Source organism: Halanaerobium saccharolyticum subsp. saccharolyticum DSM 6643 (assembly GCF_000350165.1).
GTDB classification, from domain to species: domain Bacteria; phylum Bacillota; class Halanaerobiia; order Halanaerobiales; family Halanaerobiaceae; genus Halanaerobium; species Halanaerobium saccharolyticum.
The window spans coordinates 282,936-303,974 of record NZ_CAUI01000023.1 but is presented as its reverse complement, the minus strand read 5'-3'; the positions used below and the strand labels follow the sequence as shown (position 1 = coordinate 303,974).

The 21,039-nt window shown below is 32.3% G+C and carries 21 protein-coding genes; 20 read left to right on the top strand and 1 reads right to left on the bottom strand.

What is annotated here, in order from left to right:
* The first annotated feature begins 122 nt into the window (after nucleotides 1-122).
* The 20 genes from HSACCH_RS11540 (at nucleotide 123) to HSACCH_RS11445 (ending at nucleotide 19,037) form a co-directional block, all read left to right on the top strand.
* Nucleotides 123-470 (top strand): CidA/LrgA family protein, encoded by a 348-nt coding sequence (locus HSACCH_RS11540; protein ID WP_005489997.1) that lies wholly within the window; start codon nucleotides 123-125, stop codon nucleotides 468-470.
* The gene (locus HSACCH_RS11535) at nucleotides 470-1,159 is read left to right on the top strand and encodes an LrgB family protein (RefSeq protein ID WP_005489995.1); all 690 of its coding nucleotides are present in this window, start codon (nucleotides 470-472) and stop codon (nucleotides 1,157-1,159) included. Before HSACCH_RS11540 ends, HSACCH_RS11535 begins: the two co-directional genes overlap by 1 nt.
* Before the next feature lie 111 nt (nucleotides 1,160-1,270).
* A complete protein-coding gene (gene larA, locus HSACCH_RS11530; protein WP_005489994.1) occupies nucleotides 1,271-2,551 on the top strand; it encodes a nickel-dependent lactate racemase in 1,281 nt (426 codons plus the stop codon).
* Between the two features lie 278 nt (nucleotides 2,552-2,829).
* Complete coding sequence (locus HSACCH_RS11525) at nucleotides 2,830-4,731, top strand: LTA synthase family protein (protein ID WP_005489992.1); 1,902 nt, start codon at nucleotides 2,830-2,832, stop codon at nucleotides 4,729-4,731.
* On the top strand, nucleotides 4,728-5,774 hold the full coding sequence (locus tag HSACCH_RS11520; protein WP_327049775.1) for a glycerophosphodiester phosphodiesterase family protein: 1,047 nt from the start codon (nucleotides 4,728-4,730) through the stop codon (nucleotides 5,772-5,774). Before HSACCH_RS11525 ends, HSACCH_RS11520 begins: the two co-directional genes overlap by 4 nt.
* 165 nt (nucleotides 5,775-5,939) lie before the next feature.
* Entirely contained in the window at nucleotides 5,940-7,106 is a 1,167-nt protein-coding gene (locus HSACCH_RS11515) for an iron-containing alcohol dehydrogenase (protein ID WP_005489990.1), read from the top strand.
* Between the two features lie 17 nt (nucleotides 7,107-7,123).
* Entirely contained in the window at nucleotides 7,124-7,630 is a 507-nt protein-coding gene (locus HSACCH_RS11510) for a Na+/H+ antiporter subunit E (protein WP_005489989.1), read from the top strand.
* Nucleotides 7,627-7,884: a monovalent cation/H+ antiporter complex subunit F gene (locus tag HSACCH_RS11505; protein ID WP_005489988.1), complete on the top strand. Its 258-nt coding sequence runs from the start codon at nucleotides 7,627-7,629 to the stop codon at nucleotides 7,882-7,884. The genes HSACCH_RS11510 and HSACCH_RS11505 overlap by 4 nt, the downstream gene beginning before the upstream one ends.
* Nucleotides 7,884-8,237, top strand: a complete 354-nt coding sequence (gene mnhG, locus HSACCH_RS11500) for a monovalent cation/H(+) antiporter subunit G (protein ID WP_005489987.1) — start codon at nucleotides 7,884-7,886, stop codon at nucleotides 8,235-8,237. The genes HSACCH_RS11505 and mnhG overlap by 1 nt, the downstream gene beginning before the upstream one ends.
* Nucleotides 8,224-8,466, top strand: a complete 243-nt coding sequence (locus HSACCH_RS11495; RefSeq protein WP_005489986.1) for a Na(+)/H(+) antiporter subunit B — start codon at nucleotides 8,224-8,226, stop codon at nucleotides 8,464-8,466. The genes mnhG and HSACCH_RS11495 overlap by 14 nt, the downstream gene beginning before the upstream one ends.
* Before the next feature lie 23 nt (nucleotides 8,467-8,489).
* On the top strand, nucleotides 8,490-9,209 hold the full coding sequence (mbhE, locus tag HSACCH_RS11490; protein WP_005489985.1) for a hydrogen gas-evolving membrane-bound hydrogenase subunit E: 720 nt from the start codon (nucleotides 8,490-8,492) through the stop codon (nucleotides 9,207-9,209).
* On the top strand, nucleotides 9,209-9,544 hold the full coding sequence (locus tag HSACCH_RS11485; RefSeq protein ID WP_005489984.1) for a sodium:proton antiporter: 336 nt from the start codon (nucleotides 9,209-9,211) through the stop codon (nucleotides 9,542-9,544). Before mbhE ends, HSACCH_RS11485 begins: the two co-directional genes overlap by 1 nt.
* An 8-nt stretch (nucleotides 9,545-9,552) precedes the next feature.
* Nucleotides 9,553-11,079, top strand: a complete 1,527-nt coding sequence (locus HSACCH_RS11480) for a complex I subunit 5 family protein (protein ID WP_040477571.1) — start codon at nucleotides 9,553-9,555, stop codon at nucleotides 11,077-11,079.
* 3 nt (nucleotides 11,080-11,082) lie between these two features.
* Complete coding sequence (locus HSACCH_RS11475) at nucleotides 11,083-12,615, top strand: Na+/H+ antiporter subunit D (protein ID WP_005489981.1); 1,533 nt, start codon at nucleotides 11,083-11,085, stop codon at nucleotides 12,613-12,615.
* A gap of 3 nt (nucleotides 12,616-12,618) precedes the next feature.
* Nucleotides 12,619-14,160, top strand: a complete 1,542-nt coding sequence (locus HSACCH_RS11470; RefSeq protein WP_005489980.1) for a complex I subunit 5 family protein — start codon at nucleotides 12,619-12,621, stop codon at nucleotides 14,158-14,160.
* A 52-nt stretch (nucleotides 14,161-14,212) separates the two neighbouring features.
* Nucleotides 14,213-15,418: a M20 metallopeptidase family protein gene (locus HSACCH_RS11465; RefSeq protein ID WP_005489979.1), complete on the top strand. Its 1,206-nt coding sequence runs from the start codon at nucleotides 14,213-14,215 to the stop codon at nucleotides 15,416-15,418.
* The gene (locus tag HSACCH_RS11460) at nucleotides 15,415-16,329 is read left to right on the top strand and encodes a GGDEF domain-containing response regulator (protein WP_005489978.1); all 915 of its coding nucleotides are present in this window, start codon (nucleotides 15,415-15,417) and stop codon (nucleotides 16,327-16,329) included. Before HSACCH_RS11465 ends, HSACCH_RS11460 begins: the two co-directional genes overlap by 4 nt.
* A 29-nt stretch (nucleotides 16,330-16,358) precedes the next feature.
* Nucleotides 16,359-17,573 (top strand): pyridoxal phosphate-dependent aminotransferase, encoded by a 1,215-nt coding sequence (locus HSACCH_RS11455; protein ID WP_005489977.1) that lies wholly within the window; start codon nucleotides 16,359-16,361, stop codon nucleotides 17,571-17,573.
* A 63-nt stretch (nucleotides 17,574-17,636) separates the two neighbouring features.
* Entirely contained in the window at nucleotides 17,637-18,413 is a 777-nt protein-coding gene (locus HSACCH_RS11450) for a thermonuclease family protein (protein ID WP_005489976.1), read from the top strand.
* 159 nt (nucleotides 18,414-18,572) lie between these two features.
* On the top strand, nucleotides 18,573-19,037 hold the full coding sequence (locus tag HSACCH_RS11445; RefSeq protein WP_005489975.1) for a hypothetical protein: 465 nt from the start codon (nucleotides 18,573-18,575) through the stop codon (nucleotides 19,035-19,037).
* Between the two features lie 67 nt (nucleotides 19,038-19,104).
* Here HSACCH_RS11445 and HSACCH_RS11440 read toward each other — a convergent pair whose 3' ends face one another.
* Nucleotides 19,105-21,039, bottom strand: coding sequence for a TRAP transporter permease (locus tag HSACCH_RS11440; RefSeq protein WP_005489974.1), 1,935 nt, complete (start codon nucleotides 21,037-21,039; stop codon nucleotides 19,105-19,107).

Below are 21,039 nucleotides of genomic sequence, written 5' to 3'. Positions count from 1 at the left end.
TATTGAAAAAATTTAAAAATTAAGCAGGAATCTAGATTTTCATCTAGAAAAGAGTTAATAGAGTACTGATGGTCTGACCATCATAAGATTAGTTAAATTTATGAAGGAGGTGTATAAAAATAATGAAGATTTTTAGGCAATTTGTAATTGTGGTTTTAATAGCTTTTAGTGGAGAGATTATAAATCATTTCTTTAAAACTCCTATTCCGGGAAATGTTCTGGCAATGATTTTATTATTAGTATTGCTTACTACAGGGTTAATTAAAATAAAAATGATTGATCGAGTTGCAGAATTTATGTTAAATCATCTAGCACTGTTTTTTATTCCACCAGGAGTAAGTTTGATACAAAATTTAGACCAATTAAAAGAAGATTGGTTTGCTATTTTAACAATAGTAGTCACTTCTACAATAATTATAATGGCGGTTACAGGTTTAACTATTCAGTTTATTATGAGGAGGGAAAATTAATGGAAGAATTAATAAGTACGCCTTACTTTGGGCTTATTATTTCTATTTTAACTTTTGAGTTAGGAATTTACTTGAATAAAAAGACAAATTTATCTTTGTTTAATCCATTATTAGTTAGCATAGTTTTAACAATATCTATTTTAGTAGCTTTCAATATTGATTTGGAAATATATAATCAAGGCGGAGATTTATTATCTTTTTTCTTAGGGCCAGCAACTGTAATATTAGCAGTCCCGCTGTATAACAGACTTGAACTTTTAAAAACAAACTATAAAGCAATTTTGATTGGGATTACTACAGGTACTTTAACTGGGATAGTATCTATAATATATTTAACAAAATTATTTAAATTAGATGTGGGAGTTGGATTAGCAATGATTCCTAAATCAGTAACTACTCCAATAGGTATGGAAATTTCAAAACAAATTGGTGGAATTTCATCTATTACAGTAGCTGCAATTATTTTAACTGGTATTTTAGGGGCTGTAATTGGACCTTTTATTTGTAATTTGTTTGGTATTAAAAATAAAGTAGCAGTAGGAATTGCTATTGGAACATCTTCTCATGCAGTGGGGACTTCTAGAGCTATCGAGTTGGGAGAAACAGAAGGTGCTATGAGTGGATTAGCTATTGGGATTGCAGGGTTAATTACTGTTTTTCTTGTTCCTATATTATTAACAATATTTTAAATCATTAAACTTTTGTTAGTCTTATTTGATTAAGGAAAGATAAATACTGTTATTTAGACTATTTAAAATTTAGAATATAAAAAAGTATTATGTATAGGAGTGGAAATTTTTATGGAAAAGATCAGTTTTCCTTTCGGGAGAAAGGAATTAGATATTGAAATTGAAAAAGATCAGCTGCAGGGGGTTTTAGTTTCTAAGGCCCATCAATTTAAAGCTGAAAAGTCAGAATTACAAATTGTAAAAGAAGCCCTGGATAATCCAATAAATAGTCAGAAATTATCAGAATTAGTTAAAAACAAAAAAGAGGTTGTTATTATCTCCAGTGATCATACTCGTCCAGTTCCGAGTCATATTACAATGCCTTTAATTTTAGAAGAAATTAAAAAGGGTTCGCCAGAGGTAGAAATTACTATTTTAGTAGCAACTGGTTTTCATAGAGCCTCAACTGATGAGGAGCTGAGAGACAAATATGGGGATGATATAGTTGAACTTGTAAATATTGAAATGCATGATAGCCGTGATCAATCACAGATGGTTAATTTAGGTAAATTACCTTCTGGTGGTAATCTGCTTTTAAATAAAAAAGCAGTCGAAGCTGATTTATTAATTGCAGAAGGTTTTATTGAGCCTCACTTTTTTGCAGGGTTTTCCGGTGGACGTAAAAGTGTACTGCCAGGAGTAGCGAGTAAAACTACAGTTTTAGCTAATCATTGTGCAGAATTTATTGCAAGTGCCAATGCAAGAACAGGTAATTTAGAAGCTAACCCAATGCATCAGGATATGCTTTATGCAGCTGAGGCAGCCGGACTGGCTTTTATTTTAAATGTAGTAATTGATGCAGAGAAAAAAGTAATTAATGCCTTTGCAGGCCACAGAGAAAAAGCGCATCTAAAAGGCACAGAATTTGTTGATTCTTTAGCTGGAGTGGATGCTTTACCAGCGGATATAGTAATTACCAGTAATGGTGGTTATCCACTTGATCAAAATGTTTATCAGTCAGTAAAAGGAATGACAGCAGCTGAAGCCACCTGTAAAGAAGATGGTGTAATAATTATTGCAGCTGAATGCTCTGATGGTCATGGAGGAGAAGAATTTTACCAGACTTTTAGAGATGCAAAAAGTGTTCAGCAGATTATGGATGACATACTTGCTAGAGGCCGCAAAGAAACAGTGCCTGATCAGTGGGAAACTCAAATTTTAGCACGGATTATGCTTAAATTTAAAGTTATTATGATTACAGATCCTGCTAAACAAGATATGATTGAAGAAATGGGGATGGAGTGGGCAGAGAATTTAAATTATGCAGTTAAAAAAGCTAAAAAAATTCTGGGGAAAGCTAAAGCTTCTATAACTGCAATTCCAGATGGAGTTTCAGTAATAGTTAGACAATAATATTTAAACACTTAAAGATTGTGAATATCTCTTCCCTAAACAAGATATTTAGGAGGAGTCTTCTTTGGTAAAGTTTTGATAAATTTTACAATAAATCTAAGCAGGAGTTAAGGCGAGCAGTTCATTTTAACTGTTCGTTTTTTCTTTGGTTTTAAAATTAAACTGCTATCTAAAATATCGATAAGCAATTGTGTTAAGAAATTACTTTTCATCAAATTAATTATCTGATATGATTATAGCGAAATGGAATTATGATTTTAGAGCTAGGAGGAGTTTAAGTGATCAATAATTATAAATTGGAAAATCGTATGCGTTATTTATCGCTAATACTTTTTCTGGCATTTATTTTAAAATATAATTACTTGATGCTGCAGGTTTTTTATGCACCTTCGATAACAGCATTGATTATCAGAAATTTATTTTTTGTAGCTTGTTATTTAAAATTTGTTGAGCCTCTGCTTATTTCGAAGAAAATAAGACAGAGGTTGTTTTTCATGCTCTTTATTTTCACTTTTTTCTTTGTGATTAATTACTGGTATAATCGTTATTTTGGGAATTTCTTAAGTGTCAGTGATATCTTTGCTGGAGAAGGTACTGGAACATTTTCTATGTATCAAGTTTTGTTTACTCATATTTTTAAATTTAGAGATATAATAATTATTCTGGATCTGGCACTTTTAGGTGTTTTTGGTTTTAATTCATTACCTGATTTAAAATTATCAGATAGTTGGGGTTTATGGAACTTCTACTTTAAAAAGTCAACTATAAAAAATACAACAGTTTTTGTATTAATTATCTTAGTTTTAGTTATCCAGGTTTTTGCAGGAAGCCTTATTATGGGAGAAGTAAGTCCTGTTAAGCTTTATCAATCAGGTAGTTCTTATCTGGCTTCGGTATATGGGATTTTACCTTTATATACTATGGAAGCATATAGTTATTTTCATCGAAGTGAAAAAAAGCCTAGACCAGAATTAGATGATATACCATATTATCAAAAACAGAAGCAGTTAAGTGGAACTAAAACTTTAGCTAAAAATACAAATGTTATTTTAATTCAGGTTGAATCACTTGATGCTAAAATAATAGATTACAAGCAGCAGGGAAAACAGATTACACCATTTTTAAATGATCTCAAAGAAGAAAGTCTTTATTTTGAAAATTTTTATGCTCAAAAAGTAAATGGTAGTTTTGATGCTGATTTATCAACTTTAACTTCACTTTATCCAGTTAACAGAAGTTATGTTTTTAGAGATATTGATTTAAGTCGATTTCATTCTCTGCCACTACTGCTTAAAGACAAAGGATATCAGACACTGGCTTTTCACAATAATGACCGTAATTTTTTTAATAGAGCTGAAGCCTATCCAGATTTAGGCTTTGATCATTTTTATAGTCAACGATATTTTAAAGAAACTATTTTTCCAGTTCCCAAAGATAGAGGGTTGGGAATTAATGATTATGATTTTTTTGATGCTTCAGCTGGATTGATTAAAGAGGCAGCCCAGCAAGAAAAACCTTTTTTTGCTTACTTAATTTCGTTAACAAGTCATACTCCTTTTAATTTTTATCCACAAACGGCAGTTGAAAATTTTGCAGAAGTTGATAATAATTTGGTACAAAATTATTTTAAATCAATAAGTTTTCTTGATAAATCTTTAAAGAATTTTATTTCCAAACTTGAAAAAGCTGGGATTATGGAGAATACACTTTTAGTAATTTATTCTGATCATGAATCAGAAATTAAAACAATGGAATATGAATCAGGCAGAGATTTCACTCTCTGGCGTAATGTTAAAACTCCATATCATATTCCATTGTTTATTAATCATCCCCAACTTAAAAATACAATTTATGAACGTGAGGGAACCACTACCGATATTGCACCAACTATTCTTGATTTGTTAGGATATCAGAAACTGCCAAAGCAGTTTGTAGGTAAATCATTATTTTTAGAACAGGAAGATCCAATCTTGTTTTTACATGAAACTCCACAATTATTAAAAGATGGCCAGCTTTTTATTAAAGAGATTGAAGAATTGCTAAAAGTGGGACATCTAAAAGATCAGAAAAAAGAAATAGAAATACCTCAAAAAAAATTAGAAGAATTAAATGAAATAATTGCTTATATGCGTAGTATTTTTATGATTAATCAGGGGGATATTTTTAAGGAGGTGGAATAATTAAATATTTTATAGTTATTTCAATTATAATATTAATTTTTTCATTTATATATTTTGAATTCTATTATTTAATTCGACCTTCTAAACTTGGTAAAAAAATTATAGAAAAATATAATTTTGATTATCCAGTACTTGTAGCTCACCGAGGCTCCTCATATACTGCGCCAGAGTCAACTGTACCTGCTGTTAAAAAAGCAGTTGAAAGCGGTGTTGATTATATTGAGCTTGATATACAGCGGACAAAGGATGGAGAATTAGTGGTTTTTCATGATACTAATTTATTGCGTTTAACAAATGCAAAAAGCATGTTCCCAGATCGCGAAAACTATGAGCTTCAGAATTTCACTTTAAAAGAACTTAGATTATTAAATTATGGTGCCTGGTTTAATGTTAAATATCCGGCAAGGGCTAAAGATGCTTATAGTCATTTAACCATAATGACTTTGGAACAGGTTTTAGAGTTTGTAGAACCAGTTGAAACTGGGGTTGGGCTTGCATTAGAATTAAAAAGTTCTTATCTTTATGAAGGAATTGAAAAAGAAATAACAGATCTGTTAGCAGATAAAGAAATATTTGAAATTGAAAATAAAACACCTTATATACTGTTTTTTTCATTTTCTCCAGCAAGTTTAAAAAGACTCTCAGAATTACGCCCGGATTCACCTAGAATTCTATTGACTAAAAGAAATTTTGTATCTCCAAGACGTTGGCGAGGATGGCTTGAAATCACCGAAGAAGTTGCAGATGGAATTGCTCCTAAAGGACATGTTAGCTTTCCCTGGTACATTGGTACTGCTCATAAAAGAGGCTTATTTGTTTTTCCTTATGTAATTAATCGTTCCTGGCAATTAAAAATTTTTTCTTGGTTCAGTGCAGATGGCTATATTACAGATCGGGCAGAGATGTTGGCTAACTTCTTTGACAGAGTTCAGGAATTTGGAGAGAACATCGAAGAATTTGGGGATAACATTTTAGAAGATGAAGCAGAAAATACAGAAGAAAATAGAGGTCAAGATTTTAATAATAAAAAAAATAATAATTAATTCTTGTATTTAATGGAATTATACAAAAAGATTATGATATAATTTAAGTGATAATCATTTATAAATATAAATATTTTTAACTATTTAATTTTAAGAAAAAGTGGTAAATTTAATTATAAGCTTCATTAATTAGAGTTTTTAATCTAATAGGAGGGTTTATTTATTATGCAGAATTTCACTTATCAAAATACGACTAAGATAGTTTTTGGTAAAGGTAAAGAAGAGGATGTAGGAGAATATACGGCTAAACATGGTTCTAAAGTATTATTACATTATGGTGGAGGCAGTATCAAAAAATATGGAACCTATGATAAAGTTATAGAATCATTGGAAGCAGCAGGGGTTGAATATGTAGAATTAGGTGGTGTTGAGCCTAATCCTAAATTATCACTTGTTCAGGAAGGAATTGAGCTTGCTAAAGAGGAAAGTGTTGATTTTATTTTAGCTGTTGGTGGTGGAAGTGTTATTGATTCTGCTAAAGCAATTGCTGTCGGTTATTTTTATGATGGAGATGTCTGGGACTTTTACTATGGCGATGCTGAAATTACTGAGGCATTACCGGTTGGAGTGGTATTGACAATTCCAGCAGCCGGCAGTGAATCAAGTACCAGCTCAGTTGTAACTAAGCTGGATGGAATGTATAAAAGAAGTATTGACTCTAAACTAATTAGACCTAAATTTGCAATTATGAATCCTGAAATAACCTTTACTCTTCCAAATTATCAAACTGCCTGTGGTGCAGTTGATATTATGGCCCATATTATGGAAAGATATTTTACAAATACAGATAATGTTGAATATACAGATAGATTATCAGAAGCATCATTAAAGACAATTATTAATAATACACCTAAGGTTCTGGAAAATAATGAAGATTATGCAGCTAGAGCTGAGATTATGTGGGTTGGAAGTAATGCTCACAATGGTCTATTGGGTACGGGTCGTGAAGAAGATTGGTCTTCACACGGTATGGAACACGAATTAAGTGGAATTTACGATGTTGCTCATGGTGCTGGTCTAGCCGTTGTATTTCCTGCCTGGATGAATTATGTTTATCAGCATGATTTAGAACGTTTTGCCCAGTTTGCTCATCGAGTCTGGGATGTAGATCCTGATTTTAAAGATTTAGAGTGGACTGCCCGTCAGGGAATTAAAAAGACAAAAGAATTCTTCAGTCAGATCGGAATGCCTGTAACTTTAAAAGAACTTGATATCCCAGCTAAACGTTTGGAAGAAATGGCTGAGAAAGCAACGGAAAATGGACCGATTGGCAGCTTTGTTGAATTAGATACTGAAGATGTTTTAACTATTTATAATAATGCTTTAGAATAATGTTCGGAGGTGCTTAAATGCTGCAGAAATTATCTGCCTTTAGTTTTTTAATGATTGTATGGTTTATATTTGCAGGAAAAATAACGGTAGATGTTTTAATAATAGGTAGTGCAGCTTCACTTTTAGTAACATTATTTTTTAGTGATATGTTATTCAGGGAAGTTCACCGAAAACTTCCCTGGTATCACTATTTAAGAAAGCTGTTTCTCTTACTATTATTTGTTCCTGTATTTTTTTATGAAGCAATTACAGCTGCTTTAAAAGTTTCAAAACATGTTTTTGAGAAAAATCCTTCCTTTAACCCGGGAATTGTTAAAGTCAAGACTGAACTAACAGATATTACTGGTTTAAGTCTTCTAGCCAATCTGATTACACTAACTCCGGGAACATTAACTCTCGATTATGATAGAAACGAAAAATCTTACTATATCCACTGGATTGATGTAGAAACAGTTGAAGAGGCTGAACTGAAAAAGAAAATAATTGCTAGATTTGAACGCTGGGTAGGAGTGATCTTTAGATGATAATTGGACTTGCTATATTTTTTACTATACTATCTTTTATTGTGTCATACAGAGTAGTAATTGGTCCTACCATTACAGATAGATTAATCGGTGCCGATACAATTGGGATTTTTATGTCGATGGTGATGTTAATGATTGCCCTAGAATATGATATACTTTTATTGATAGACATTGTACTTGCATATGCAGTTTTGCTTTTTATTGATATGTTAATTTATGCTAAATACTTTGAACATGGGGAGCTGTATAGATAATGACAATTAGATTAATAGTTGCATATTTTTTTATGGCAGCTAGTTCAGCCTTTGCAATTGTAACTGTTTTAGGACTGCTGCGGTTCCCTGATGTTTATACCCGGATGCATGCTGCAGCTGTTGTACTTACAATGTCTGCAGTTTTGATGACAATAGGAACTGCAATTTATGTCTGGGAGTTTTTCTTAAGTGCTAAAATTGTTTTAGTTGGAATATTTTTCTTATTTTCTAATCCAATGGCAACTCACGCCATCGCAAGAGCGTCTTATAAAAGACAAATTGCTTTACCAAAAGAATATGAGATAGATGCTTATTCTGATTATTTAGGGAGAGATAAAGATGGCCATTCTTGAGATTATACTAATTGTGTTTTTAATTTTTTCAGCTGTAATGGCTGTTCGTTTTGATGAGGAATTGATATCTATAATCTTTCTATCAATATTTTCTTTAATTTTAACATCATTATATTTACTGCATAAAGCAGCAGATGTTGCTTTAGCAGAAGCAGTAATTGGTGCTGGTTTGAATACAGCAATTTTTATGAGTGCTATCAGTCAGATAAGACATGGTGATTCCGACTGAAAAGTCAGCCGGGGGTGAAAATTATGAATAAATTAATTAAAAAAACTTTAATTTCGACAGTTTTAATTGCTGTTACTTTTGCTCTTTATCACAATTTTGCTTTAATGCCCGAGTATCAAGGCTTGGATGAGGGGATCTCAGATTATATTATTACATATGGTCTAAATGATACTGGATCTCTAAATTTAATTACAGCAGTTTTATATGATTATAGGGCTTTTGATTCACTGGGAGAGAGTACAGTTATTTTTGGGGCAGTAAGTGGTATAGTTTTAATTTTATCTCGCAAAATGCTGCCTGTATCATCTAAGGGGCTTTCCTTTATTGTAAAGAGAACTTTAGGGATTATGACTCCTTTTATCGCGCTTTTTGGTTTCTATGTAATTTCTCATGGGCATTTATCCCCAGGTGGAGGTTTTCAAGGAGGAGTAATTTTAGCAGCTATTTCAATTATTTTTAGTATTGTTTATGGTAGTGCTTTTGATTACAGACGTTATAGTCCACAGACAAAAACTGTTTTAGAAACAGTTGGTGCCATGACTTTTCTTGGATTTGGACTTGCTGGAATTGTTATGGAAGGTGCCTTTTTAAATAATCTTGGTTTTTTAACTGCAGAAAAAGGAACCTTAATTTCTGCTGGAAGTATTCCTTATATAAACATAGGTGTTGGTTTTAAGGTAGGGGCCGGTCTGGCAATTATCTTTTATAGTATGATTCAAAAAACTTTTGAGGAGGATTTTTAATGTTTAGTAATTTGATTTTTATTATCCTCTTTATGCTGGGCTTTTATGCTTTAATTATGAAGACAAATTTAATCAAAAATGTAATTGGACTAAATTTAATGGAGGCAGCCGTCTTTTTCTGGGTTATTTCATTTTCAGATATTGGAGGCGAAATTTCTATTCATAAACTGGGAGAGACGATGGGAGAATTTAATGATCCTGTGCCTCAGGCTTTAACTTTAACAGGAATTGTAATTGGAGCTAGTACAGCTGCTCTGTTATTAACATTAATAATAGAATTAAATAAGTTCAGTGGAACCATTGAACGAGATGAAATAGAGGGGCTGAATGACTGATGAGCTTAATGAATGTTGAATTAATTCTTTTAGTAGCACTTCCTTCTCTAATTGCTGTTTTGATGTATTTTAGCAATAATTTTAACCGACGAGCTCGGAATTCAATAGCAGTTACTGGAGCCGGAATTGAATTGTTTTTAGTCTTGTCTTTATTCATTTTAAATTTTGAAGCTGTTAAGAATTCTAATTTTTTTCTGCAGTATACTTTAGGCTATACTGATACGCCATTTGTTATTAACTTAGCTATGGATAATTTGAGTTTGCTTTTTTCCTTAATAGTTACTGCAGTAATATTTTTTATAGTTATTTTTTCAACTCAATACATAAAAGAAAAAGAAAATACATATTTTTCTCTTTTTTTTCTAGTGCTTGCTTCAATACAGGGGAGTATTTTAACTGCAGATCTGTTTACTTTATATCTTTTTATCGAAGCAATAACAATCTTTACTACTCCGCTGATTTCTTTTGAAAAAACAAAGGAAACAACAAGAGCTGCAATGCAGTATTTGTTTTATGGAATTACAGGTGGAGTATTTTATTTCATCAGTATGATTTTAATTTATTTTAATTTGGGGACTTTAAAAATGGCTGCAGTTGCTGAGTCTTTTGCTTTAATCTCAACTCCAATGCAGTTGACAATTATAATCTTCTTTTTACTTGCTTTAATAATTAAGCTTGGTATTTTCCCGATTCATTTCTGGCTGCCAAGAGCACATAGTGCTTGTCCAGCGCCAATTAGTGCTCTTTTGTCAGGTGTATTATTAAAAGTTTATCTTTATATATTTATGAGATTATTCTGGACAATGATTGCTTTTGATTTTTTAGTAGAACTTCATTTAAGTGCTTTTGTGCTTGATCTTGCCTTAGTTTCTAGTTTAATTGGGCATGTTTTTGCACTGCAGGCTGATGATTTAAAAAAAATGCTTGCTTATTCCAGTATCGGTCATATTGGGATGATCCTGGCTGTACTTCTTTTAAATTCAGAAGCTGCTTTTTATGGAGGTCTGCTCCATATTATTGCCCATATGATGATGAAATCTGGACTGTTTTTAAGCAGTGGATTTTTGCTACAGACAACTCTCTCACATCACATTGATGATCTTAGAGGAATAGGACATAAAAATCGCTTGGTTTTTATTTCATTTATTGTTATCTGTCTGGGAACAATCGGGATGCCACCACTGATTGGTTTTGTTAGTAAATGGTATGTGCTTTTAGCTTTTTTGAAAGCAAGGCATTTTTTCGGAGCTTTTGTGGTCGCTGCTGGAAGCTTAATTGCTTTAGTTTACTATCTACGATATATTTCTCATGCTTATGAAACAGTAAAAGAAGAAGGGAAAACAATTAGAGAAGAATTTCTTTCTTTAAAAGGATTTTTTCATTCTGCTAATACAATGAAAAGTATAATTTATATTTTTACTATTTTAATTATTGTTTTTGGTCTGGGTTTCAAAATTTTTGAAATGCCTGTTAATACAGCAATTTTTGAACTTTTAAATCCAGCAAAATATATTGAACTTGTTCTGGGAGGTTGATTGATGGATATTAAAATTTTATTTCTGATTTTAGTACCTCTGGGTACGGCCTTTTTAATACCATTAATAGATTTGATTAATGCAAAATTAAGGCGTTTTTTCGTTCTGCTTGGAATTATACTAGAATCATATTTGATTATTACTATAATAACAAATAATTTTCAGCGCCTTAAAGATGGCGATTTTTTTCTGCAGTACTATTTAGGCGGCTGGCACCCACCATTAGGAATAACTTTAGCAATGGATGGTTTGAGTCTTTTATTTGTTGTGATAACTGCTTTAAGTCTTTTGTTGATAGTTATTTATTCAATTGGCTATATAGGTCATCATGAAGGCAAATATTATGTTCTTTATTTTTTAATAGCAGCAGCTTCGATGGGATCTTTATTAACTGCTGATTTGTTTAATATTTATGTTTTTATAGAGATGTTGACCATAACCTCTGGAGCTTTAATTGGTTTTAAAAGAAATAAAGAGGCAAGTGCAGCAGCTATTAAATACTTAATTTATAATGTTCTGGCAGGACTCTTATTTTTTCTTGGAGTATTAATAGTCTATTTTAATCTGGGAACTTTAAATATGGCAGCAGTATCTCAGGGTTTTGCTTCATTAGAAAGTGGAATTCAGTTATTTATTTCTGCTATCTTTTTAACATCGATTTTAATTAAAATGGGGATTTTTCCGTTTTTATTTTGGCTTCCTAAAAGTTATGATTCAGCGCCATCACCGGTTACAGCTGTTTTATCAGGTATTTTATCAAAAGTTTATTTATATATTTTTATTAGAGTTTTTTGGACTGTTATAGGTTTTGATACAATTATGGCCTTAAATTTAAATATTCTTTTGCTTGATATAGCTTTGTTTTCATCTTTTTTAGGCCATGTTTTTGCACTGCAGTCAAACAATATTAAGCGGCTTTTAGGTTATTCAAGTATTGGTCATATTGGTATGATCACAGCGGTTATTTTGTTAAATACTGAAGCTGGTTTTTATGGTGGAATACTGCATATTATCAGTCATATGTTTATGAAAGCAGGCTTATTTGTTGCTTGTGGTTATTTACTGCAGTATACTCGCTCTCATGCCTATAGAGATTTTAAAGGAGTCGGACTAAGAAACAAATCAGTTTTCATTGCTTTTATAGCTTTATTATTAAGTATGATTGGAATGCCACCATTACTTGGTTTTGCAAGTAAATGGTATGTTCTAATGGCATTTTTGGAAGCGCGCAGCTATTTTGGGGCTTTTATTGTGATTTTTGGTAGTTTAACAGCTGTTATATATTATCTGCGCTATATAGCAAAAGGCTTTGAAGAAATAAAATTAACCGAAGATGATCTAAAAGAAGAGGTTTTTAGTAGACCATTACTTTCTGTTTTATACAGAGAAAAAATTGTTAGTTTTATAACCTATGCTTATACTGCAATTATCATCGGCTTTGGACTTGGTTTTAGATTTTTTGATTTACCACTTAAAATGGCAATTGATAGTATTATAAATGTAGAAAGATATATAGAATTAGTATTAGGAGGTTAAAATATGGCTGTTATCTGGCAGCAGTTTCTTGCAAGTTTTCAATTTGATAGTTTTTTTCCACTGCTGGCTGAAGTAGGAGTTATTTTAACTCTAATGACAGCTCTGGCAGCCTGGAATTATATTAAAGAAAATAAATTTTGGTATTATGCTTTAACTTTGCTTTACCTTTTGAGTGCTTTAGTTGCAATTTTAACTACTGATTGGTTTTTCTTTCTTTTTGCCTGGGAGCTTGTAACTCTGGCAACAACCTTTATGCTTGCCTGGAGTGATTGGAAGCTTGTTCGCCAATATTTTGTGATTCAATTCAGCGGCAGTAGTATTTTGCTTTTTGGTGCTTTAGCTGCTAACGCTTTTGGTTATTCCCAGATTGGGGTAATTAACTCAGTTCCACTTCAGTTTATATTGATTTTGGGAATTGGAATGAAAAGTGGTCTCTTTTTATTTCATTTTTGGCTGCCCCCAATTCATTCGGAGGCTCCAGCACCTGTTAGTGCAATCTTATCAGGTTGGGTAGTAAAACTTGGTTATATATTTTTACTTAAAATAATTCCAATGGAAACCGGAAATACTTTTCTTTTTTTACTAGGACTAGCAATGATTGTTTATGCTGGCTGGCAGGCGCTTCGTTCTGCTGACTTAAAAATAATGCTTGCTTATTCTACTGTAAGTCAGTTAGGCTTTATTGCTTTGGCCATTGGTACAGGCGGTAAATATGCTTTTTATGGAGCCGTATTACATATTATTGCTCATGGATTTGCAAAAACCACATTATTTATCAGTAGTGGTATCTGGCAGAAAGAGTATGGTACTCGAATAATTTACGATTTTAAAGATGCAGCTGCCAGGAGGCCAATTACTGCTCTAGCAACAATTTTGAGTTTTGCATCTTTAGGAGCTGTAGTTTTTACGGCTGGTTATAATAGTAAGTATTTAATTAAGTCAGCCCAGACTCCTGGTTTACTGGCAACTCTAGTTTTCTTTTTGCTTGGTCTCTTAAGTTTCTTATATGCAGCTCGAGTAGTTTACTGGCTTTTTATTAAAGATCAGGATTACAGCAGTTTTTTTGCTGACTTAAAGCAGGGTTTTAACCATTATCATATTTATACAGCAGATATTCTGGCTTTATTTACTGGAATAATCGGTATTATCGTTGTTGGTTTCTGGCCAGAAATGCCCGGTAATGTCCTGGGAACATTAGCTGAAAAAGACTTTCACTTAATAAGTGGTTTAAGAGATACATTAATATATTTTGCTCTGGCAGCTTATCTATTTATTAACAACAATGCATTTAAAATTGAAGCAAGGGCTAATTTATCTTTAGAAAATTATCTGCAGGTTTTTTTAAATTTTGTTTATGGTTTAAGCCGTAAAAGTGTTAAATTTGATACTGAGAAAATATTTGAAACATTTTTCTATAACGCAATTTTTAATGCTTCTAAAAAAATTCATGATTTTGTATATCAGGATTTCACGTTACAGCTGCTTTGGATTCCAGTATTTATGACTGTACTTTTATTTTGGCAGCAGCTTTACAGCTATTTTTAAACCTGACAGAGTAAATTTAAAGTATATAGTAGAAAATGAGGATGATTAACTAATGAATAAGATGACTATAAGACAAAAAATATTGAATAAAACAGCAGAAATTGAGTCTAAAATAATTGAAATCAGACATCAGATTCATCAAAATCCAGAATTATCTTTTGCAGAAACTGAGACAGCTGCCTTGGCAGCCACTGAGATGCGCAAGCTTGGTTTTGAAGTTAAGGAAAATATATTTGGAACTGGAGTTTTAGCTACTTTTAAAAATAGTAATCAGCCTGATTCCAAAACTCTCCTTATTAGAGCAGATATGGATGCCTTACCTGTCCAAGAAAAAAATGATTTGCTTTTCTCTTCCCAAAAAGATGGGGTAATGCATGCCTGCGGCCACGATGGTCATACAGCAATTTTAATTGGTACTGCTTTGGTATTAAAAGAATTAGCTGCTGATTTTAATGGAAACATCAAGTTTCTTTTTCAACCAGGTGAAGAAACATCTGGTGGTGCTGAGGGCATGATCAAAGAAGGGGTTCTTAAAAATCCTGAAGTTGATGCCGCTTTGGGGCTTCATCTGTGGGGGAGCACTCCTGAAGGAGTAGTCGAGTATAAAAGTGGTCCTTTTATGGCTTCACCAGACCATTTTGATTTGAAAATAATTGGTAGAGGTGGACATGCAGCCAGGCCTCATAATACAATTGATCCGATACCAATTGGAGCAGAAATTATTTCAGCCTTGCAAAAAATTATAAGCCGCCGAATTGATCCTTCAGAATCAGCAGTTATTTCTGTCTGTAATTTTGAAGCAGGAAGTACTCATAATGTTATTCCAGATTCGGCAATTCTTAAAGGGACTGTGCGCTCTTTAAAATCTAAGATCAGAGAACAACTGGCTGACAATATTGAAACAGTAATAAAAAATATTTGTAATATTTATGGAGCAGAGTATGAATTTGATTATGTATTTGGTTATCCACCTGTAATTAATAATTCGGAGATGACTGAGCTCTTAGCACAGGCAGCCGCTAAAATTTTAGGTGAAGATAAAGTTAGGGAAAAAGAAAAACCTGAAATGGGTGGAGAAGATTTCTCTTTCTTTGGAAAAGAGCTACCATCAGTTTTTTATTTTCTGGGGATAGCACCAGAAGGTAAAATTATTAATCATCATCAATCGGACTTTAAATTTAATGATTCAGTTTTAAAAGATGGAGTTGCGGTGATGGTGCAAACTGCCCTAGATTTTTTTGTAAAGGAGAGCATATGAATAAAAAGACCATACTAATAGTAGATGACAGCAAATTAAATATAGAAATTTTAAGTGATATTTTAAAAGCAAAGTTATATAGAATTGTAGTAGCTAAAAGTGGTAAAAGGGCTTTGGAATTTGCAAAAATTAAAAAACCTGATTTGATTCTGCTTGATATAATGATGCCTGAAATTAATGGCTTTGAAGTTTGTAAATTTCTCAAAAATAATTCTGAAACTGCTGATATTCCAATAATTTTTATTAGTGGTCTTGATAAAAGCAAAGATATTGTTAAAGGTTTTCAGGTAGGAGCAGTAGACTATATTGTCAAACCTTTTCAAAAAGAAGTAGTACTGGCAAGGGTAAATACACATTTAAAATTGAGCGAAACTCAGAAAAAAATAGAAAAAAATAATAAGGAATTAACTAAATTATTAAATGAAGTTAAATATCTTTCCTTTCACGATGAAATGACTGGATTATATAATAGACGGTATTTTGAAAATGAACTCGAAAGATTATCTAATTCTAGAGAATTACCAATTACAATTTTTGTGGCTGATATAGATAAGTTAAAAGACGTCAATGATAATTATGGCCACAAAAAGGGAGATAAATATATTAAAAAAGCAGCTGAAATTTTAAACAGATCAACTAGAGATGGAGATGTAGTCGCTAGGATTGGTGGCGATGAGTATGCTATTATTTTATCTAATAGTGGTTTGGAAACAGCTAAAAGCCTGTTTGAACGAATAAAAAACAATGTCAAAGAATATAATAAAAAAAATAAATTTGTTGAACAGCTAAATATTTCAACTGGTTTTGCAATAAAAACAAAAAAAGAAGAAAATATTGATAATATATTTAGAAAAGCTGATGAAATGATGTATAATAATAAAGGAAGAGAGTTTTTAATTAGTATGGAGTAGCGAGTATTAAGTAGAATTGGAGGAAAAAAATGGATTATATTAAAAAATCACTTAAATTGGAAAATGTTTGTTATGATATTAGGGGGCCTGTTCTTGACGAGGCAGCTAGGTTAGAAGAAGAGGGATACACTATTTACAAATTGAATATTGGTAACACTGCACCTTTTGGTTTGAATGCACCGGATGAAATTATTCATGATGTTATGTATAATTTAAAAAATTCTCAGGGATATTGTGATTCCAAAGGTATTTTTCCTGCCCGCAAGGCAGTTATGCAGTATTACCAGAAAAAAGGGATTATGGATGTTGAGATTGATGATATTTATATTGGTAATGGGGTTAGTGAATTAATTACTCTTGCAATGCAGGGGCTTTTAAATAATGGAGATGAAGTTTTGATTCCAATGCCAGATTACCCACTCTGGACAGCCTCAGTCAATTTAGCGGGCGGGAAAGCTGTTCATTATATTTGTGATGAGCAGTCTAAATGGTATCCCGATCTGGATGATATCAAAGCTAAGATTAACGAAAAAACTAAAGCAATTGTACTGATTAATCCTAACAATCCGACTGGTGCTAATTATCCAATTGAAATTTTAGAAGCCGTAATTAAGATTGCTAAAGAAAATGATCTGATTATTTATAGTGATGAAATTTATGAAAAGATAACTTATAATGGAGCTGAACATACATCGATAGCAACTTTAACAGATGATGTTTTAGTAGTGACATTTAGTGGTCTTTCAAAATCTCATCGAGTACCTGGTTTTAGAGCTGGTTGGATGATGCTCAGCGGACCTAAATATCATGCAGAAAGTTATATTGAAGGTTTGAATATACTTTCGTCAATGAGGCTCTGCAGCAATGTTCCATCTCAGTATGCAATCCAGACTTCTTTAGGTGGCTATCAGAGCATTGATGATTTAGTTTTACCCGGAGGTAGACTTAAAGAACAGCGAGATTTGGCATATAAACTTTTAACAGATATACCAGGAATTAGTTGTGTGAAGCCAGAAGCAGGCTTATATCTTTTTCCGAAGCTTGATACTGAAAAGTTTAATATTACAAATGATGAACGATTTATACTTGATTTTTTGGTACAGGAAAAGGTTCTTTTAGTTCAGGGGAGCGGTTTTAACTGGCCTAATCCTGATCATTTCCGCATGGTGTTTTTGCCATCAGAGGAGGACTTAAGAATTGCAATTGGGCGTTTAAAGAAATTTTTGAGTAATTATCAGCAATAATCTCTTGGATATCAGTTTGAAAATAATCAATTATTATAATAATTTAGGCTAAGGATTGATCGAATGTTTAAGAAATCATTAATCTTATTAACAATACTAGCAGTTTTAATTTTATCAATTACAGGCTGTAATCAGCAGCTGACAGATGAGGTATATATTGAAAGAGTTATTGATGGAGATACCGTTAAAACTGCAGCTGGTGATTCAATTCGTTTGCTTGGAGTTGATACCCCTGAGATTGATTGGAAAAATAATAACTCCGAATATTATGCTGAAGAAGCCAGGGATTATAGTATTAAAAATTTATTAGGAGAAAATGTTGTTTTAGAATATGATAATGAAAAAGAAGATCATTATGGGAGAACTTTAGCCTATATCTTTCAAGATGGAGAAAATTTTAATCAAAAATTATTAGAAAACGGTTATGCAAATTTGATGATAGTGGCTCCAAATGATCAATATGAAGCTGAATTTAAAAAAGCAGTAAAAAAAGCAAGAAAATCAAGACTGGGAATTTGGTCACAAATTTTGGAATTACAAAAAAGTTTACCAATAATTTCTTATCAAGAAGCAGCTTCTTTTATAGGGGAGAGGGTAATTATAGAAGGTGAAATTGTCAATACTGCGGCTACAACTTCTGTTAATTATCTTAATTTTTCTAATGATTATCAAAATACACTTTCTATAATTATTTTTAATCAAAATCTAAATAAATTTGATTATCCACCAGCTGAATATATTTTAGATAAAAAAATTAAAGTTTTAGGAGAAATAAAAATTTATCAGGGAAGTCCTCAGATTGTTGTAAATGATCCTCATAATATTTTAATTATTGATTAAGTTAATAAAATTATGATAAAATTAATTTAGAGGAGGAAGATCTTATGAAAAAACAGCTGCATTGGTGGGTATTACTTTTATTCTGAGTTGAATTTTGATTTTTAATTTGTTTTAATCTCACCGTATTTTGTTTATTAGTCGAGTAGAGAGGAGATTAAAATGAGAACTTTAAAGGATAAGATTGCAGAAATCATTGAGGCTGATTTTGAGGTTCATCAAATTTTTAAAGATGTGGTGAAAAAACAGTCGATTTTTACTGAAGATGAAGAAATTGAGGGACTTGTTTTTATCAAAAGAGAGCACGTGAATGAAAGAGTTGAATCTTCACCAGTTTTTTCTTCAGCCAAGCTTTTGGTTGCTACAAATCAGGGGCTTGTTTATGCAGAAGAAGGCTTTAAAGAAATTAGAGATGATTATTTTGGCTATAAGATGAAGCATATTTACTATGATAAAATAAGTGCTATGGAACTTGATATGTGTCTGCTTCAGGGTTATTTTAAGATCATGACTTCTTCTAAAGAGCCTGAGATCAGTGTTGAATTTAATACTGCTAAATATTATAGGGAATTTGAAAAATTTGTAAATAAAATCCGTAAAAAAAGAGTTTCATATAATAATCACTAAAATTGAAAATAATAATTATTAAAAAACCCCTCTAACTTTTTTCAAGTTGGAGGGGCTTTTTGTATTTTTAAGCTGCAGCATTATTTAATTTTTTGCCGCTTTTAAACTGCATAAATAAAACAACTACTAATAAAATAATACCAATAATATCTGACTGCCAGCCCGGAATTAATAAACCAAGAGAACTTGCTACCAGTATAATTCGTTCTATAAAACTGGTTTTATGATTTAAATAACCCAGTACTGCTGCTGCCAGTGCAAATACTCCTAAAATTGAACTACCAGTGATTAAAATTACTTGCGAAACCGTGGTATCAATCAATAATAGTGAAGGAGAATAAGCAAAGACAAAAGGAACCACAAAACCTGCAATTGCAAGTTTAACAGCCGTTAATCCAGTCTTAAGTGGATTAGAGCCAGCTATACCTGCTCCTGCATAGGCTGCCAGAGCAGCTGGTGGTGTTAAGTCTGCCACTACTCCAAAATATAGTACAAATAAATGTGCTGCTAAAATTGGTACTCCAAGTTGAGTTAAAGCTGGAGCTGCCATTGTTGCTAGGACAATATATGTAGCTGTGGTAGGTAATCCTGTTCCTAAAATAGTACAGGCTACCATGGTAAAGAATAGAGCAAAAAATAGATTACCATTAGCTAAGGCTACTGTTAAAGAGGTAAATTTAAGTCCGAGCCCGGTTAAAGTTGTAACACCAACTATAAAACCAACCGCGGCACAGGCTGCAGCAACTCCTAATGCAGAAATGGCACCTTCTCTTAAAGTATCGAGTAGATCCTGCAGATCCATTCGCGTATCTTCTTTAAGAAAACTTAAAGCATAAGAAACAATAATTCCTAAAAATGCTGCTCTAAGAGGGGTATAACCCTTAAATAAATAATAGAAAATAATTATTAAAGGTGCAATCATATGACCTCTATTTTTTAAAACTGTTAAAAACTTCGGAATTAGATCATCGCTCATTCCCTCTAAGCCCTGTTTTTTTGCTTCAAAGTGAACCATTAAACCAACAGTTATATAATAAAGAATTGCCGGTAGAATAGCAGCTTTAGCAATAGTAACATATGGGACACCAATAAATTCTGCCATAATAAAGGCTGCAGCACCCATAATTGGTGGCATTATCTGACCTCCAGTAGAAGCTGAGGCTTCAACTGCGGCTGCAAATTGAGAATTATAGCCTACTTTTTTCATTAATGGTATTGTAAAAGAACCTGTTGTTACCGTATTGGCAACAGAACTTCCGGAAATTGAACCCATTAAACCACTGGAAACAACAGCAGCCTTTGCAGGACCACCGGTAGTTCTACCAGTTAAAGATAATGCAAGATCAATAAATAAATCTCCCAACCCGGTCCTTTTCGCAAAAGCACCTAAAAGTAAGAATAAGAAAATATATGTTGCAGAGACTCCAAGTGGAATTCCAAAAATACCTTCAGTGGTAAAATACATGTGACTTGCAATACGAGACCAGCTATAACCTCTATGTGCTAACATTCCCGGCATTTGCTGACCATAATGTGCATAAAGTAAAAACAAAATCGAGATTACCGGTAATTCAGGACCTAAGGCCCGTCGGGTTCCTTCTAGTACAATTATAATAGCAAGGATAGCCATAAACTGATCAAATTGAGTGTACATACCAGCTCTGCGTACCAAAGATTCATAGTTGAATATAATATAAGAAGAAATAGCAATACTTCCTAAGGCTAAAATCATATCAAAAGTCAGTAATAATTTACTTTCTTTTTTATGTTTTAGTGTTGGGTATAAAAGAAAGATCAGTGTAAAAATAAATCCCAAATGAACCGCTCTCTGTTTTAAGGCAAGTAAGATACCAAATCCAGCGGTATAAAGATGAAATAAAGATAAAGTTACAGCAATTGTAGAAACTAATATTGCTGCTAGCCCCGTATAATGTCTGTAATCTGTAGTCGGGTCATATTTTTTAAGTAGTTCATCTTCTTGTAAGTGTTCTTTTTCAGCCAT